Annotated in this window: 11 protein-coding genes; 7 read left to right on the top strand and 4 right to left on the bottom strand. The window is 67.7% G+C overall.

Translation table 11 applies throughout. The features are described 5' to 3' along the window. Positions 1-5: 5 nt before the first annotated feature. The 6 genes from RIA68_11610 to RIA68_11585 all read left to right on the top strand — a co-directional run bounded on the left by RIA68_11610 (position 6) and on the right by RIA68_11585 (position 9891). A complete protein-coding gene (locus tag RIA68_11610) occupies positions 6-1562 on the top strand; it encodes an extracellular solute-binding protein (GenBank protein ID MEQ8318085.1) in 1557 nt (518 codons plus the stop codon). A 21-nt stretch (positions 1563-1583) separates the two neighbouring features. Then, positions 1584-3197 (top strand): pyruvate kinase, encoded by a 1614-nt coding sequence (pyk, locus tag RIA68_11605; protein ID MEQ8318084.1) that lies wholly within the window; start codon positions 1584-1586, stop codon positions 3195-3197. Between the two features lie 240 nt (positions 3198-3437). Continuing rightward, positions 3438-5672: a S8 family serine peptidase gene (locus tag RIA68_11600; protein MEQ8318083.1), complete on the top strand. Its 2235-nt coding sequence runs from the start codon at positions 3438-3440 to the stop codon at positions 5670-5672. Between the two features lie 88 nt (positions 5673-5760). Beyond that, positions 5761-6702, top strand: a complete 942-nt coding sequence (locus RIA68_11595; protein ID MEQ8318082.1) for a GC-type dockerin domain-anchored protein — start codon at positions 5761-5763, stop codon at positions 6700-6702. A gap of 98 nt (positions 6703-6800) precedes the next feature. Then, on the top strand, positions 6801-9155 hold the full coding sequence (locus RIA68_11590) for a VCBS repeat-containing protein (protein MEQ8318081.1): 2355 nt from the start codon (positions 6801-6803) through the stop codon (positions 9153-9155). Between the two features lie 178 nt (positions 9156-9333). After that, positions 9334-9891 (top strand): asparaginase domain-containing protein, encoded by a 558-nt coding sequence (locus tag RIA68_11585; protein MEQ8318080.1) that lies wholly within the window; start codon positions 9334-9336, stop codon positions 9889-9891. Here RIA68_11585 and RIA68_11580 read toward each other — a convergent pair. After that, positions 9888-10613: a hypothetical protein gene (locus RIA68_11580; GenBank protein ID MEQ8318079.1), complete on the bottom strand. Its 726-nt coding sequence runs from the start codon at positions 10611-10613 to the stop codon at positions 9888-9890. The genes RIA68_11585 and RIA68_11580 overlap by 4 nt on opposite strands. Positions 10614-10882: 269 nt before the next feature. On the opposite strand from RIA68_11580, the gene RIA68_11575 reads away from it, so the two are divergent. Then, entirely contained in the window at positions 10883-12832 is a 1950-nt protein-coding gene (locus RIA68_11575; protein ID MEQ8318078.1) for a CRTAC1 family protein, read from the top strand. 108 nt (positions 12833-12940) lie between these two features. On the opposite strand, the gene rplU is transcribed toward RIA68_11575, so the two are convergent. The 3 genes from rplU to RIA68_11560 all read right to left on the bottom strand — a co-directional run bounded on the left by rplU (position 12941) and on the right by RIA68_11560 (position 16841). Next, entirely contained in the window at positions 12941-13267 is a 327-nt protein-coding gene (gene rplU, locus RIA68_11570; protein ID MEQ8318077.1) for a 50S ribosomal protein L21, read from the bottom strand. 122 nt (positions 13268-13389) lie between these two features. Beyond that, positions 13390-15267: a translational GTPase TypA gene (typA, locus tag RIA68_11565; protein MEQ8318076.1), complete on the bottom strand. Its 1878-nt coding sequence runs from the start codon at positions 15265-15267 to the stop codon at positions 13390-13392. Between the two features lie 104 nt (positions 15268-15371). Further along, the gene (locus RIA68_11560; GenBank protein MEQ8318075.1) at positions 15372-16841 is read right to left on the bottom strand and encodes a hypothetical protein; all 1470 of its coding nucleotides are present in this window, start codon (positions 16839-16841) and stop codon (positions 15372-15374) included. Between the last annotated feature and the right edge of the window lie 4 nt (positions 16842-16845).

Raw genomic sequence — 16845 nt, 5'->3', positions numbered from 1 at the left:
GCCCCATGCGATGGACGGTCGGAACCCTGGGCGTGCTGCTCGCCGGACTGCTGGTCCTGCCCTGGCTGGTGCGGCCGGCGAGCAACGACGCGCCCGATGGCGAGGGCGTGCTGCTGGTCATCATCACGCCGCACACCGAGCAGATCCGCTTCGAGTACGAGCGGGCCTTCAACGAGTGGCACCAGGCCAACTACGGGCAGCCGGTCACCATCGACTGGCGCGCCCCGGGCGGCACGAGCGAGATCCGGCGCCTGCTGATCGACCAGTACCAGGCGGCCATCCGCAACAACGAATACCAGCTCGTCGACGGCGAGGTCGTCATCGAGCCCGGGCGCATGGGCTTCGACCTGCTCTTCGGCGGCGGCAGCTACGAGCACGGGGAGATGCGCGATGGGTTCACGGCGACCATCGAGGGCGAAGAGATCGACGTGCCCGTCAGCGTGCCCGCGGGCTTCTCGCAGCAGCAGCTCGATGACTGGTTCGGCGAGAACAAGATCGGCAACCAGCTGCTCTACGACGAGGAGCAATACTGGATCGGCACCGCGCTCTCGGGCTTCGGCATCATCTTCAACAAGGACCTGTACGCCGAGGCGGGCATGGAGACGCCCACGGGCTTCAAGGACCTGACCGATCCGCGGCTCATGGGCCTGGTGGCGCTGGCCGACCCGCGGCAGAGCGGCTCGATCACCACGACGTTCGAGTCGATCCAGAACGCGTATGGATGGGACGAGGGCTGGCGCATCCTGCGCGAGATGGCCGCCAACACGCGCTACTTCACGAGCGCCGCCACCAAGCCGCCGCTCGACGTGGCCGCGGGCGAGGCCATGGCCGGGCTGGCGATCGACTTCTACGGGCGCACGCAATCGCAGGCCGTGACGGCACCGGGCGCGCCGCCCGAGTCGAGCCGGGTGGGCTACGTCGACCCCGTTGGTGCGGTATACGTCGATGCCGACCCGGTCTCGATCCTCCGCGGCGGGCCGCACCCCGAGATCGCGCGAAGATTCGTTGAGTTCTGCATGACCGAGCAGGCCCAGAGCCTGTGGCAGTTCCCGGCCAACCCCGACCAGACCGGGCCCATGCCGACCGGACCCGTGCGCTACGAGCTCCGCCGCGCGCCCGTGCGCCGCGTGATGTACGAGAAGTACGCCGACCGCTTCATCGATCCGGTGGACCCGTTCACCGCCGCGGCCGACGTGCCGTCGCGCGGCTGGCGGTCGGCCATCCCGGTGATGATGGGCGCCTTCGGCGTGGACAGCGATGACGAGCTGCAGGAAGCCTGGGCCGCGCTCTGGCGGCTGCGCGAGCGTGCCGCGGACGATCCGTCGTGGGCGCCCGTGCTGGCGCAGGCCGAGGCGGCCTTCTACGCCTTCCCGACCCAGGTGGTGGTGGGCGAGGACGGGCAGGCGGTCGAGCTGCTGTTCAGCGAAGAGCACTACCGGCCCGTCCGCAACGTCTGGCGAGATCCCGAGGCGGCGGCCGAGGCCAGAATCGCCTATACCCGGTTCTTCCGCGACCGATACAAGGAGGTGGTGGAGCTCGAGGCTCGCTCCCAGCCGGACTGACTTATCGGAAGGACGGAACCCGTGCCAACGCAGCTCGACCAAGCGCCCATGGCCCACAGCCCGCTCGCCCACTCCGCCGGCGCCACCGACCACCCGTCGCTGCGCACCGAGCGGCCCGCGCTCACCAAGATCGTCGCGACCATCGGCCCGGCCTCCGAGAGCCAGGCCATGCTCGAGCGCCTCATCGACGCAGGGGCCAGCGTATTCCGACTGAACTTCTCCCACGGCACCACCGACGAGCACGAGAAGCGGCTCCGGACCATCCGCAAGGCCGCCTCGGCCAAGGGCGTGTGCGTGGGAGTCTTCGGCGACCTGCCGGGCCCCAAGATCCGCGTCGGTACCGTGCCCGACATCGACGAGGGCGGCGGCATCGACCTGATCCCAGGCCAGAACGTGCTGTTCGACAAGACGATCGACACCGCTGAGATCCGCGAGGAGCGCGACGGCGAGCACTGCGAGATCGTGCCCGCCCTGCCGCTGACCTACGCCGACCTCGTGCACGAGGTGCAGCCCGGCCAGCGTGTGCTGATCAACGACGGCGCGATCCGCATGCTGGCGGTGGGGGCCGAGCCGGATGGCAATGCCGTGCGCTGCGTGGTGACGGTGGGCGGCAAGGTGACGACGCGCAAGGGCATCAACCTGCCCGAGACCGACATGAAGGTGCCCGCGCTGACCGAGCGCGATCGCGAGCTGGTGAAGTGGGCCGTGGCGCACGAGCTCGACTACCTCGCGCTCTCCTTCGTGCGCAGCGCGAAAGAAATCGAGGAGCTGCGAGACCTGATCGTGGCCGAGGCGCCCGATCGCGAGCCCATCCCGATCATCGCGAAGATCGAGAAGCCCCAGGCGCTGGCGTGCATCGACGAGATCGCCGAGGTGAGCGACGCCATCATGGTGGCGCGCGGCGACTTGGGCGTCGAGATGGATATCCCCGAGGTCCCGCCCGCGCAGAAGCGGATCATCCAGGCCGCGGGCGACTGGGGCAAGCCGTGCATCGTCGCGACGCAGATGCTCGAGACGATGATCGACAGCACGATCCCGACCCGCGCCGAGGCGAGCGACGTGGCCAACGCCATCTTCGATCGCGCCGGCGCGGTCATGCTCTCGGGCGAGACCGCCGTCGGCAAGCACCCGGCGCTGGTGGTCGAGATGATGTCGCGTATCGCGCGCGCGACCGAGTGCGCACTCGCGCGATCCGAGAGCAAGGCAAGCCCGCCCCAGCGGCTCAAGCAGACGCGGTACCGAACCGCCGCGCTCGCGCACGGCGCGTGGCACCTGGCCGAGGACCTCGACGCCAAGGCCATCGTGTGCTGGAGCCAGCTCGGCGGCACGGCCCGGTACCTGAGCCAGAACGGCTTCGACATCCCCATCCTCGCGTGGTCATGCGACGCCGCCGCGACCCAGCGGATGGCGCTGCTGCGTGGCGTGTGGCCCGTGCTGCAGCAGCCGCCCGAGAGCGGCCGTCTGGCGGACTGGACCGACGTGGTCGAGTCGTACCTGCTCGAGCACCACTGGGCCCAGGCGGGCGATCAGGTGCTGCTGGTTGCGGGCCGGCCGCTCGGCGTGGCCCGGGTCGTGAATTCGATCTCGGTGCTGGAGGTCGGCGACCCGAGCGGCGGGTATCGCGACCACCACTGAGCCGCCCACGCGTGCCGGGCTGGCCGGGATTCCCCCGAGAAATCGCGCGGATCGGGCGATGGTCCGGTCTCTATCGGACGTTTTGCTAACGCTGTCCGTCCCCGATCGGTATTGGAGGTGAACGGAAGGTGGCCGGGCGTCGTCCGCGCCGTTCATTCGTTCGTAGAGAACACCAAGGCCGGCGTGGTCTGCCCAGGGCGCCGGTCGTTCGAACCATCCAAGCGAATAGGGGAGCACAACATGGGTTATCAGCACGTCTCGCGTCGGTCCGTCGGCGCCATGTCGATCCTTCTTGCGGTGGGCCTGGCGACGCCGGCCCTGGCCGACGACGCCATCGGCCTTGGCGCCGAGTTCTTCGGGCCGTTCGTCGAGACCGCCAACCAGCGGACGTTCAGCGGGCAGATGCTGGTGGCGCCCAAGCGCATCGTCGACTGGCAGCGCGCGGGGCTGACGTACGAGCAGGCCGTGGCGCGCCGCCGCGCGGCCGAGGCGCGCCTCGAGCCATTCGTCGTCGAGCACGACCGCGGCCCCGATCGCTACACGCTCTCCATCCCCGATGGCATGGACGAGTCGACGATGGGCGCATGGCTCGGTGCGACCGATGACTACCGCTTCGCGCACCCCAACTGGATCGTGTACACCATGATCGAGCCCGGCGATCCGCGGTATAGCCAGCAGTGGCACCACCCGGTGATCTCGTCGCCGCAGGCGTGGGACATCACGACGGGCTCGTCGTCGATCATCACCGCGTACGTCGACACCGGCACGATGCTGACCCACGAAGACCTGGCCGACGCGCTGGTCGAGGGGTACAACTCGGGCGACCGCCTGCGCGAGAGCGAGGGCGGCGTGGTCTTCGATCAGAACGGTCACGGCACGCACGTGGCCGGTTGCGGTGCCGCCATCGGCGACAACGGCGTCGGCGTCGCCGGCGCGGGCTGGAACCTGCAGATCCTCGGCGTCCGCGCGCCAACCGCTTCGGCCGGCGGCGCGGGCAGCGCCTCGCTCAACGCCATCCTGCACGGCTCGGAGTGGGCCGTCGAGAACGGCGCCAAGACCGCGAGCTGCTCGTGGACGGGCGTGCAGACGCCGGCGGTGGGCGACTCGGGCACGTACATCAAGAGCATCGGCGGGCTGCTGCTGTACGCCGCCGACAACTTCGACCAGGACCACAGCGGCTTCTCGTGGGCCGACACCATCGTGGTGGGCGCCAGCAACCGCTCGGACGGCAAGGCCGGCTTCTCGAGCTATGGCCGCGGCGTCGACATCTTCACGCCGGGCGTGGACATCCTCGCGCCGGTGCTCGGCGGTGGATACGACTTCTACAGCGGCACGAGCATGGCCACTCCGGTGACCAACGGCGTGCTGGGCCTGATGTGGAGCGTGGCGCCGACCGCCACGCCTGAAGTGCTCCAGAACATCCTCTACGACACGGCCGACGACATCGGCGCCCCGGGCTTCGACCCGATCTTCAGCAACGGTCGCACGAACGCGTTCCAGGCCGTCGCCGCCGCCGCGGGCACGGGTTCGGGCGAGCCGCTGGCGATCGACGACACGTTTGCCGTCATCGCGGGAGACATGTCCGACCTCGACGTGACCGCCAACGACTTCGACCCGATGGGCCTGCCCTTGAGCATCGAGAGCTTCGACGCCACGGGCTCGCTGGGCGGGACCATTACGCTGAGCGTGGGCACCGGCCCCGAGGGTCGCGACGAGCTGGTCTACACCGCGCCGTCGGGCTCGTTCGGCGAGGACGCGTTCGACTACGTCGTCACCAACGGTGATCAGACCGCCGGCGCCACCGTGACGGTCGACGTGCTCGATCCGGCCAGCTTCCGCGCTCCCGAGAACCCCACGAGCACCCAGCCGGGCATGGACGTGGACTACTACGAGGGCGCCTTCGACGTGTTGCCCGACTTCTCGACGCTGACGCCCTACGCCAGCGACGTGGTGTCGGCGATCAACTTCCCCTCGACGATGGGCGACTTTGTTACCAGCGGCCGGGACGAAAACGTGGCCGCCGTCTTTACGGGCTACATCGACATCCCCGAGACCGGCATCTACACGCTGTTCACCGACTCGGACGACGGCAGCAAGCTCTACCTGGGCGACGACGAGATCGTCAACAACGACGGGCTGCACCCGATGCGTGAGGTCGGCACCCAGGTTGCCCTGCAAGCTGGCACGCACGAGTTGACCGTCGAGTTCTTCGAGCGCGGCGGTGGCGCGGGCCTGCTCATGAGCATCCGCGGGCTCGACGGCGTCAAGCGCGTCGTGACCGCCGACGAGCTCAGCCGTGGCGTCGATTGTCGGGCCGACTTCGATGGCAACGGCACCCTGGACATCTTCGACTTCCTGGCGTTCCAGAACGCCTTCGCCTCGGGCGATCTCGCCGCCGATTTCGATGGCGACGGTACCCTGAACATCTTCGACTTCCTGGCGTTCCAGAACGAGTTCGCTGCCGGCTGCTCGTAACGCCCGCCGCGTCGCGATCCATACTCACAGCGCCGTCGCATCGTGCGGCGGCGTTCTTCAATTGGATGAGATCGAAGGGGGCACGACCATGATGAAGACGGCGATCCTCGGCGGCATGGCGTCAGGCCTGGCGTCAGGCCTGGCGTCAGGGCTGGTGGCCACCATGGCCCACGGCCAGGTCTTCGTCGGGCTCGAGTCGAGCTCCCCCACGACGTATACGTCGGATCTGGCCGGCTTCCCCAGCGTCGGGTACGTGCCCGGCGTGCGATTCGACGTCAGCGGAGCGGCAGGCCGGGGCGACGGCAGCGTGTATCTCTGCAATGGGCCATTTACAACGGTGCTCTACGAACACGACTTCACCGGATCGCCCCGCCGGCTGGCGACCATCGACCGCGACATCCACGCGATGGCCTACGACGGACAGACGCTCTTCGGCTACTCGAACTTCTCGAGCACCAAGGGCATCTACAGCATCGATCCCGCGACGGGCACGACGCAGCTCGCCTACGACGTTCACACTGGCACGGGCTTCCGCTTCTTCGCGCTCGACTACAACGCCGCCGACGGCTTGCTCTACGGCTATACCGAGTTCGGCGACTCGGGCCTCTACGCCATCGACGTGGATGCGCAGGAGATCACCAAGATCGTCGATCCGTTCCCAGCCAGCAACACGCAGGGCCGCGCGATGGCGATCGGTAACAACACCGTGTACGTCCTATCCACGCGCGGCGCCGACGGCGTGCCGGCGTTCTCGTACGACCTCTCGCAGGGCTCCGGCGGCGAATGGGTGGCCTTCACCAACCCATACACCGACAGCAATGCCACCGGCGGCGCTGCGTGGCTCGGCCCGCTCGACCCTCCCTGCCGCGCCGACATCGACGGCGATGGCGAGCTCACCATCTTCGACTTCCTCGCATTCCAGAACGCCTTCGATGCCGGCGACCCGATCGCCGACTTCGACGGTGATGGCGAGCTGACGATCTTCGACTTCCTGGCGTTCCAGAACGAGTTCGACGCGGGCTGCCCGTAGGGCCGCAACCCTGCGAGGCTCGGGCCGTATGACAATGTGCGGCGCGAAAGCCGCGCGATCCGATCTCCGTCCGGGCGGGATGGAGAAGGGGAGTCCCCATGAATCGAATGCAGCCGTTGGCCGCGACCGCGGCCGTGATGTGTCTTGCCGGCGTGGTGGTGGGGCAGATCTGTGATCCGCGTGCATCGTTTGACAAGCCAATCGCGTTCGAGGCGCCTGATCGGAGCTTCGACCTCGTGCTCGGTGACCTGAACAACGACGGAATCCCGGATGCGGTGGTTTCCGAAACCGAGTTCGACATGATCGAAGTGCTGCTCGGCGACGGCTCTGGCTCGTTCGGGCCCGCGGCGTCCTTCCAGATTGACGCCCAACCACGATGGGTCACGCTCGGCGACCTGAATGGGGACGAAAATCTCGATGTCGTTGTGGCCTGCACCCTGGCCGACACGGTCTCGGTGCTGCTCGGTGATGGTGACGGCACGCTGACCCATCTCGGCAATTTCGCAACGGCCGGTCTTCCGAGTGTGGTGACGCTCGGGGACGTCGACGGCGATGGTGATCTCGACGTCATTGTTGCCAACTTCGATGCCATGGGACTCGACGTGCTCAAGAACACGGGAGACGGTTCGCTGGGTGCGCCGCAGACGACCGCCGGTGCCGGCTCCACGGACAGCATCTCACTGGGCGACCTCGATGGCGACGGTGATCTCGACGTGGCGACCGTGAGCGGCTCCCAGCTCTACGTCTCGATCAACGACGGTACTGGAGCGTTCGGGTCGTATCGTCTCCTGCCCGTACCCTCGTTCTTCACGGATGCTGGCATTGCCGATATGGATGGCGACGGCGACCTCGACATCGTCGGTATCGAATCCGACGACATCATGGAACGCGACGCGGCCTTCGTCTTTCGCAATGCGGGCGACGCCACGTTCGATGCGACCGAGACGAAGCTGCCTGGGCTAGGAGATTCGCTCGAGCTCCGCGACATGGATGGTGACGGCGATGCGGATCTCGTGACCGCCGATATGGACATCGTCCAGGTGACGCTCAATCAAGGCGACGGCAGCCTTGCGCCCGCCGGCCGGTACGGGTGGAACCTCTCGTTCTTTCGGTCTACGAGCCAGGTCTTCGCTCTCGCGTTGGGCGACGTCGATGCAGATGGAGACGCCGATGCCGTGACCGTTCAGAGCCGTACGGGTGTTGGAAGCGTGCTGGCAAACCGTGGCGATGGAACGCTCGTCGGCCCATCGCGTATCGCGGTGGAGATGCCGAGTTACAATCCGTTTGCCGACCTCGCGGTTGTTGATCTTGACAACGACGGATTTCGAGACGTGGTCGTCGCGACTTATGACTACGGTTGGCCGCAGGCATTCTTCTATGAGGAGCGTGAGGCATACAAAGCGGCGCCGTCGATCGATCGCATGGAGGTGCGATCAAAGATTGAGCACGCAGACTTCAACGGCGATGGACTGACGGACCTTATCGCCTTCGGCAGTTTTGCGGTCAACGTGCTGATCAATCGCGGCGACCGTACGTTCGACGTCCAGCCAGTGCTCCGGGTCAACAGTGACCTCGTGGCGACCGGCGACGTCAACGGCGATGGTCTGGCCGACGTTGTCGCGAGCAACGGCCGGCTCATCAACGTGTTGCTAGGCGATGGCGCCGGGGGACTCTCGGAGTTCGTCGCGATCAACTTTCCGCTGAACGGTCGGGACATGCTGCTGGCGGACGTCGACCGCAACGGCACGCTCGATCTTCTCATGGCAACAGTCAAGAACGTGTACGTCCTGTTGAACGACGGAACGGGCACGTTCGCGGAGCCCACCTTCGTGGTCGAGATCGACGATCCTGTGGCGATGGCATTGGGCGATGTCGATGGCAATGGCTTGGAGGACCTTGCGGTCTTCCAGTCTTATGAAGTCGTCGTGATGTTGGCTACTGGGGCTGGCGGGTTCACGCTTGATCGTCGCTATCCTATTACTACGGAACCCGGCTTGCCCGTCCCAGGAAGCGTATCAGGTACGATCGCCGATGTTAATGGTGACAGTGATCGCGACCTCGTCTGGCCGGGCGAGGATGGCCAGACCCTCGTCATGCTGAACAATGGCGACGGCAGATTCTCCGCGCCGCAGGTCTTGTATGCCGACCCGCTGAATTCAACGCAGATCGCCGTAGCGGACATGAACAACGACGGAACCAACGACGTCGTGACGACGGGCGTGTACCTGATCCAATCGGATGAGCTCGAAGTCACCATCCTCCTCAACCGCTGCAGGCCCGCCGAGTGCCCGGCCGACCTCGACGGTGACGGCGAGCTCACGGTCTACGACTTTCTGACGTTCTTGAACCTGTTTGAGAGCGGCAGCACCCGAGCCGACTTCGACGGCGATGGCGTGCTCACCGTGTTCGACTTGCTGCCGTTCCAGAACGAGTTCGACGCGGGCTGCCCGTAGCCGCTAGACGCTGAAGACCAGCGGGAAGATGCCGCCGGGGTGGACCACGGGCTTGTCTTGCGTGGGCTTGGCGTTCGCGGTGCGCAGGCTGGCAGGCATGGGAAGGCTCCTGGGGTTTGTTCGCAAGGATGCGCTGCGGTGCCCGCCCCGGCCGGCCCGGTCGGGGCTATAACCGCCCATGCCGCCCAAGCCCACGCCCGAGCCGCTGCCCGTCGAGCGACGCATCGCCGTGCTCACCACCGGCGGCACCATCGAGAAGACCTACGACGAGTACACCGGCACGCTGGCCAACCACCGGTCGATCGTCCGCCGCAAGCTCGCCCGCTTCCGCCTGAGCGGGGCCGAGGTCTCGGTGCGCGAGCTCATGAGCAAGGACAGCCTGGACATCACCGACGACGATCGCCGCGCCGTCCTCGACGCCGTCCGGCGGTGCTTGGGCGAGTCGCCGTCGCCCACGGGCATCGTCATCCTCCACGGCACCGACACGCTGGCGGACACGGGCAACCTGCTGCACGACGAGCTCCAGGGCCTGGCGCTCCCGATCATCCTGACGGGCGCGATGCGGCCCTTTGCGATGCAGCGCAGCGATGGCGTGCAGAACCTCACCGAGGCGCTCTTCGCGACGGGCACGCTCGACCCGGGCGTGTGGTGCGTGTTCCACGGCCGGGCGCTGCGCTTCCCGGGCGTCGAGAAGGACCGCCAGCGCGGTACGTTCGTGCGCCAGGGCGAGGCCTAGGGCTTCAGCCACGGCGGCGTGCGCCCGTCGGCGGTCCACAGGCCCGAGACGACGAGACGCATGTTCTGGCTCATGAACACGAGCGCGACGACCCGGGCGATCGGCCGCGCGACGAGCACCGCGACGGCCATCGTGACGCAACCTGCGCCGAGGTGGATCATCGCCGCAACGACTTCTCCGAAGAGCGCGTTGCGGCCGATGTCGCTCAGCAGCAGCGCGACCGTGCTCAAGAAGCCGATGACCGCCGGCGCGATGGCCAGCAAGAGCAGTCGGCGGGTGGTCAGGTGAGACAACCCGATCGCCGCCGTGAGCGCCGCGACGAGCATGACGGGCGGATGCCAGAGGACGTCGCTCAGGGCCGCCCAGTTCAGGAAGTCGCCGCGCCACCTCGCCCAGCTCGCCGCCGAGGCCGCCATACCGAACAGATACATCCCGATGCCCAGCAGCGCCCCTCCCACGAGCACCCACCACAGGAAGGCCGAGGCTGATGCAAGGCGTCGACGCACGACGGGCCGGAGGTCCTGCATCTGGGCGGGCCAGACCCTGCCGCACTCGGGGCACTGGCTCACCAGGAAGCGATACTTCGGCTCGAGGTGGATGGCCTGGCCCCGGAGTTCGTAGCGGCACTCGGGGCACGTCCAGCCGTCCGAGACGGCCGCGATGATCTCACCAAGCCCGGCGCCATGGGTCTCTTGGGGGCTCGGGGCGTCGGTGTGTGGCAAGCTAGGGGCCTCTCGATCGTTCATGCATTCCCCGATTCGGTGCGTGCGGCCTGGGTTTTTGCCCGCGTCGCCGTGCAATTGGGCTTGACACGGCAGGCCCTTTCTGAGATATTGGTAAAAGTTGTGAGGCGCTTCTCGTGGCCCTTCAACCGGCCGCGGTCTCGCGCCGCATCGTGCTGCGTGTGAGATGCGCAGCGAGAACGGGGGTTCCGAGCGCCGACTCTTGCGGCGCTCCTCAGGAGACGGGGGTTTCCAGGATGAATGTTTCGATGATGAAGGGCATGACGCCCGGCTGCTGCCGCGCGTCCATTGCCGCCTTGTTCCTGGCTGCGGGCGTTGCGTCGGCCCAGGAATTCGTGCTCGAGGACGTCAGCCGCGACGCCGGCATCGACCAGAGCCTGTATCAGTCGGCGATGGGCATGATCGCCGGGGTGGTCGCGGCCGACTACGACAACGACGGGCACATCGACTTCTTCGTGCCCAATGCCGAGGGCATGCCCGACCTGCTGTACGTCAACAACGGCGACGGCACCTTCACCGAGCGCGCCAGCGAACTGGGCGTTTCGGGCGGGGACGGCGCCGACAAGCCGCGCTCGCGCGTGGCCTTGTGGTTCGACTACGACGGCGACCGCCGGCTCGACCTCATCGTCGCCGGCGATTCGTTCTTTACGTCCATCACCGAGATCGAGTGGGGGTGGGCCACGCCCAGGCTCTACCGCCAGCTCCCCGACGGCACCTTCGAGGACGTCAGCGATGCGACGGGCATCAGCGACCTCGACCTGGTGAGCGACCACCGCGGGCTCGACCCCGGCTCGGGCGCGCTCTCGCTGCTCCGCCACATCGGCAGCCTGGCCGCGGGCGACGTCAACGGTGACGGCCACGTCGACCTCATGATCGGGCTGTGGTCCGCCGCGGGCGAGAACGATCCGGACGAGATCGGCGCTCGCCTGCTGCTGAACCTGCCCGACGCCGATACCGGTGGGCGCACGTTCGAAGACGTCTCGATCGACGTCTTCGCGCCGGGCGTCGCCGATCCGGGCGTCGACCACTTCGGCAGCTTCTGGCAGATCGTGATGCACGACTTCGACGGCGACGGGCTGCTGGACATCTACGGCGCCTGCGACATGGACAAGAACCACATGTGGATCAACCAGGGCAGCTTCGAGGACCCGGGCCGCCCGGGCGTCATGCTGCTCAACCCCATGCTCGACATCACCGATGCCGCGGGCGTGACCGATCCGATGCCCGAGACCGACATGGGCGTGTCGATCGCCGACACCAACGCCGACGGCGTCATGGACATCTTCGTGACCATCACGGACACGCCCGGCTCGGCGCTGCACAACAACTTCTTCCTGTCACAGTCCGACGAGCCGACCTACATCGAGGCCGCGCTCGAGGCCGGCGTCAGCCAGCAGGGCGGCAAGTTCGGCTGGGGCTGGGGCACGACCTTCCAGGACATGGACCGCGACGGGTGGCCCGACCTGCTCATCACCAACGGCTTCAACTCCTGCGTCGACCGTCCGCGGATGATGATCCACGACGGCGATCCGAGCAACGTCCACTTCACCGAACAGGTGAGCGACGCGCTGACCATCATCGAGCGCGGCTCGACCATCATCGGCGCCGACCTCAACCGCGACGGCTGCGTCGACCTGCTCCACACCGTCATGCTCTCGGCCATCTCGGCCGGATGCGACGAGTCGGCCATCAAGGTCCTGCAGAACAAGCCCGACGACGACGAGCCGCAGGCCTCGTACGTCACCGTCCGGCCGCGCATGGAGGGTGCAAACTTCCACGCCATCGGCGCGGTCGTCCAGGTCGAACTCGACGGCGCCGCGGCCCAGCTGGACATGATCCGCACCATCACCGCGGGCATCAGCATGGCCGGCCAGGAGCCCGCCGAGGCCTACTTCGGGCTGGGCGCCGATGCCGAGGGTGATGACCCGCTGCGCGTCACGATCCGGTGGCCGGGCGGCGTCGCACCCACGGTCATCGAGGGCACGGTCGACTCGATCGGCAATCAGGTGCTGCACGTCGGGCCGTGCTCGGTGGTCGACCTCGACGGCACGCCGGGCCTGGACTTCTTCGATCTGCTGGCGTTCGTCAACCTGTTCGAGCTTGGCGATATGCGGACCGATCTCGCGGCCCCGTTCGGCACGCTGGACTTCTTCGACGTGCTCGAGGCGATCCAGATGATCGAGGACGGCTGCCCGTAAGCCGCCGCTTCGCGAACCCGTTCTCCTTCCCGATGGCGGGAAGTACAACACCCGCCCTTCCGATCTCGGGGGGCGGGTGTCTTTCTTTGCTTCAGCTCGTTGCGGGCCTCAGCCCTTCAGGCCGGTGACCTTCACCAGCGTGTAGCGCTGGCGGTGGCCGGTCTTGCTGCGCGAGGCCTTCTTGGGCCGGTACTTGTGGATGTCGAGCTTCTCGCCCTTGACGACCGGCTCGACGACCTCGGCCGTCACGCTCGCGCCGCCCACCAGCGGTGTTCCGACCTTGGCTGAGCCGCCCGCATCGCCGATCACCAGGACCCGGTCGAAGGTGACGGCGTCGCCCTTGCCGGCCTCGCCGCCCTTGTAGAGGTCGATGAGGATCTCTTCGCCCTCGGTCACCTTGCGCTGGCCGCCCGACTCTTCGATGATCGCGTACATGGCAGATACCTATCAAGTTCCGCACAGCCAGTGGGGCGGGAGTCGGCCTCCCGGCTTGGGGCCCGTGCCATGGCGGGTCGAGAGTTTAGCAGGGATTTGGGGCCAGGGGAAGCAAGGCCGTGTCAGGCACCCGCCCCCACCTTCTCCTTGTCCTTCTTCTGCCGCTCCGCACGCTTGCGCATGCCCTCGTCGAGGATCTTCTTGCGCAGGCGCACGCTGGTGGGGGTGAGCTCGACGAGCTCGTCGTCCTCGATGTACTCGAGCGCATCCTCGAGCGTGATGGCCCGGGGCGCCTTGAGCGTGACGGTGGCTTCCTTGTTGGCGCTGCGGATGTTGGTCAGGGCCTTGAGCCGCACGATGTTGACCGGGATGTCGTTGTCGCGGTTGTGTTCGCCCACGACCTGGCCGCCGTAGACCTTGTCGCCGGGCTTGACGAACAGGATGCCGCGGTCGTGCAACTGCTCGACGGCGTACGCGGTCACCTGCCCCGCCTCGGTGGCGATCATCACGCCGTTCTGCCGGCCAGCGGCCTCGCTCATCATGGGCACGTACCGCTCGAAGCGGTGGCTCATGATCGCCTCGCCCTGCGTTGCCGTCAGCAGGCGGCTGCGCAGGCCGATGAGCGAGCGGCTGGTGATCTCGAAGACCAGGTGGCTCGTGTGGCTGCCGCGGTCCTCCATCTTCTTCAGCTCACCCTTGCGAGCGCCGACGAGCTCCATCACCTTGCCCACGTTGGCAACGGGCGCATCGACGACCAGGATCTCCAGCGGCTCGTGCGCGACGTCATCGATGTCCTTGATGATCACGCGCGGCCGGCCGATGCTCATCTCGTAGCCCTCGCGCCGCATCGTCTCAAAGAGGATGCCCAGGTGCAAGAGGCCGCGGCCCGACACGATGAACTCGTCGGCCGATGCGCCGGGCGCGACGCGCAGCGCCACGTTGCTCTGCAGCTCCTTGTCGAGCCGCTCGCGGATCTGCCGGCTGGTGACGAACTTGCCGTCCTGCCCACCGAAGGGCGAGTCGTTAATGCGCATGACGATCGACACCGTCGGCTCGTCGATCGTCACCGGCGGCAGCGGCTCGGCAACTTCGGGGTCGGCCAGCGTGTCGCCGATGTCCACGCTCTCGATGCCGACGGCGGCGAACAGGTCGCCCGCCAGCACGCTCTTGGTGTCGACGCGGCCCAGGCCCTCGAAGCGCTGCAGCCCCGTGAGGCGAACGTCCCTGCGGCTGCCGTCGCGCTTCAGCATGGCGACGGTCTGGCCCTGCTCGAGCTCGCCGGCGAACACCCGGCCGATGCCGATGCGCCCGACGTACTCGCTGTACGCCAGCGTGGTGACGAGCGCCTGCAGCGGCGCGCTCGCGTCGTCGTCGGGCACGGGCACGTGCTCCAGGATGGCCTCGAACAGCGGCCGCAGGTCCGTCCCCGTCGCGCCCTGCTCGGCCGACGCCCAGCCATCGCGGGCCGAGGCGTAGATGACCGGGAAGTCCATCGCGTGCTCTTCGGCGCCCAATTCGACGAGCAGGTCGAACACCTCGTTGATCACGCCCTGCGGCCGCGCATCGGGCCGGTCGCACTTGTTGATGACCACCAGCGGCTTCAGGCCGGCCTCGAGCGCCTTGCCCAGCACGAACCGCGTCTGCGGCATCGGGCCCTCGAAGGCGTCGACCAGCAACAGCGCGCCGTCGGCCATGCGCAGCACGCGTTCGACCTCGCCGCCGAAGTCGGCGTGGCCCGGCGTATCGATGATGTTGATGGCAAAGTGCTGACCGTCGGGCCGCGCGTAGCGCACGCCGCAGTTCTTGGAGAGGATGGTGATGCCCCGCTCGCGCTCGAGCGGGTTACTGTCCATGATGAGCTCGCCGCGGCCACCCGCGAGCTTCTCGAGCTCGCCCGCGCGGAAGTTGCCCGACTGGCGGAGCAGCCCGTCCACCAAAGAGGTCTTGCCATGATCGACGTGGGCGATGATCGCCACGTTCCGGATGCCTGCGTCGGCCATAGGAGAATGCAATCCAAGGGGAGATCCCGCGTCGCCGGCGAGCCGCCGGTGCCGATCTCATCGTGCGAGGGTAAGCGTAGTCTCGGCCCCCGCCGGGCGCGTCGCTATCGCGCCGAGGCTTCCCGCAATTCCAGCACGATCCGGCCCCGGACCGCATCCGGTGCCACCTCGACGGCCCATGATGCCTGGTCGAGCAACGCCAGCACCGACGAGATGCCCGCGTTGGCGTCCCGCGGTTCCTTGCCCTCCCGCGTGATCGCGCTAAGCAAGCCCCAGATCTCGTGCGGCCGGGCCGCGCCGTGCACGCCGGGGGTTTTCGGACTCGGCCGATCGATCGCCTGCCCCACGATGTGCACCGCCACCGGCTTGGGATCCTGGTCTTCGGCGAAGCTGCGCGTCCGCCCGGCGGCCACGGCCACGAGCAGCTTCGCCCGGCCGGGGTCCTTGGTGAGCAGCGTCCAGGCAAGCTGCGGCTTCGGACCGAAGATCGCCCGAGACGATCGCGTCTCGGAAAGCGAGCGGAGGCGCACCTGACCCGCTTCGCCCATGGGTGGCTCGGCCATGCCGACGGCGTGGGCGACGGGTTCCTGCAGCGGCAGCCGTGCACCGAGGTCGATGCCATCCGGCCCTCGCCGAACGACGAGTTCTCCCGTGCGCCGTGTCACAAGCAGGCCTTCCGGGACGATGCCCGTCAGTCCCGCCCTTTCGAGCACGCTCGAGACGATGGCCGTCCCCGGACCCACGACGTCGAGCAGGACGCCCTCGGTCGGCGCCACCGGTTGCAGTTCCGCTGCCTTGCGTCCCTCTGTTGGGCTCAGTCCGATCTCGATGCTCGCCGCGTCGGTCCGGGCCCACACGGCCACACGCTGCATTTGGTCGGTTGGACCCCAGAACCACGCTTCGATGTCGCCGAACAGGCCCGCTGCGCCCGAAGGCTCCCAGTAGCCACGAACGACCGCATCGGTCGGCGCGGTGCGCAGCACGCCGGCATCCACGGGCTCTGCCTTGCCCGCCGAGACGGCCAGCGTGCGCAGGAGCAGCCACTCCGCCTTCGATGGTGCCAGGACCAGCACGCTGCGACCATCTCGGAGCGGTGGCAGCGTCGCGAGCAGGAATGACTCTTCCTCGAGCCCGAGCACCGCCCGGCCGTACGCGAGCTTGCGAGGCACGGCCCTCGTGCGCTGCAGCAGCCGCACGTCCATCGCGGTATCGACCGCCGCCAGCACGATCCAATCGATCCGCTCCTCACCGTCGCGCTGGTCGAAGGCGATCACGGTACTGCCGCCCAGCAGTCCGTCGAATGCGTCGACGCCGCTCACGCCCAGGCGCTCCGAAAGCAGACTCCACGCCCGCCGGGTCTCGGCAAGCGCGTCGTGCTCGGTCATCCAATGGCGGATCGACTCGCCGACCTCGCTCGTGCGGAGCGCGGTTGCGTCCTCAAAGGAGAACGCCCCCGAGATGCTCAGCGGCAGCCTCGAAAAGAGCTCTTCACCGTACGCGTCGGTCTCTTCGGCCCAAGCCGGGCGACAACAGACCATCGCCAGCGTCGCGACGACGAGCCACGCGAGGCGCACGGGC

This window comes from Phycisphaerales bacterium (assembly GCA_040217175.1).
In the GTDB taxonomy this organism is placed as follows: domain Bacteria; phylum Planctomycetota; class Phycisphaerae; order Phycisphaerales; family UBA1924; genus JAHCJI01.
This window is presented reverse-complemented; position numbering and strand designations above follow the sequence as displayed.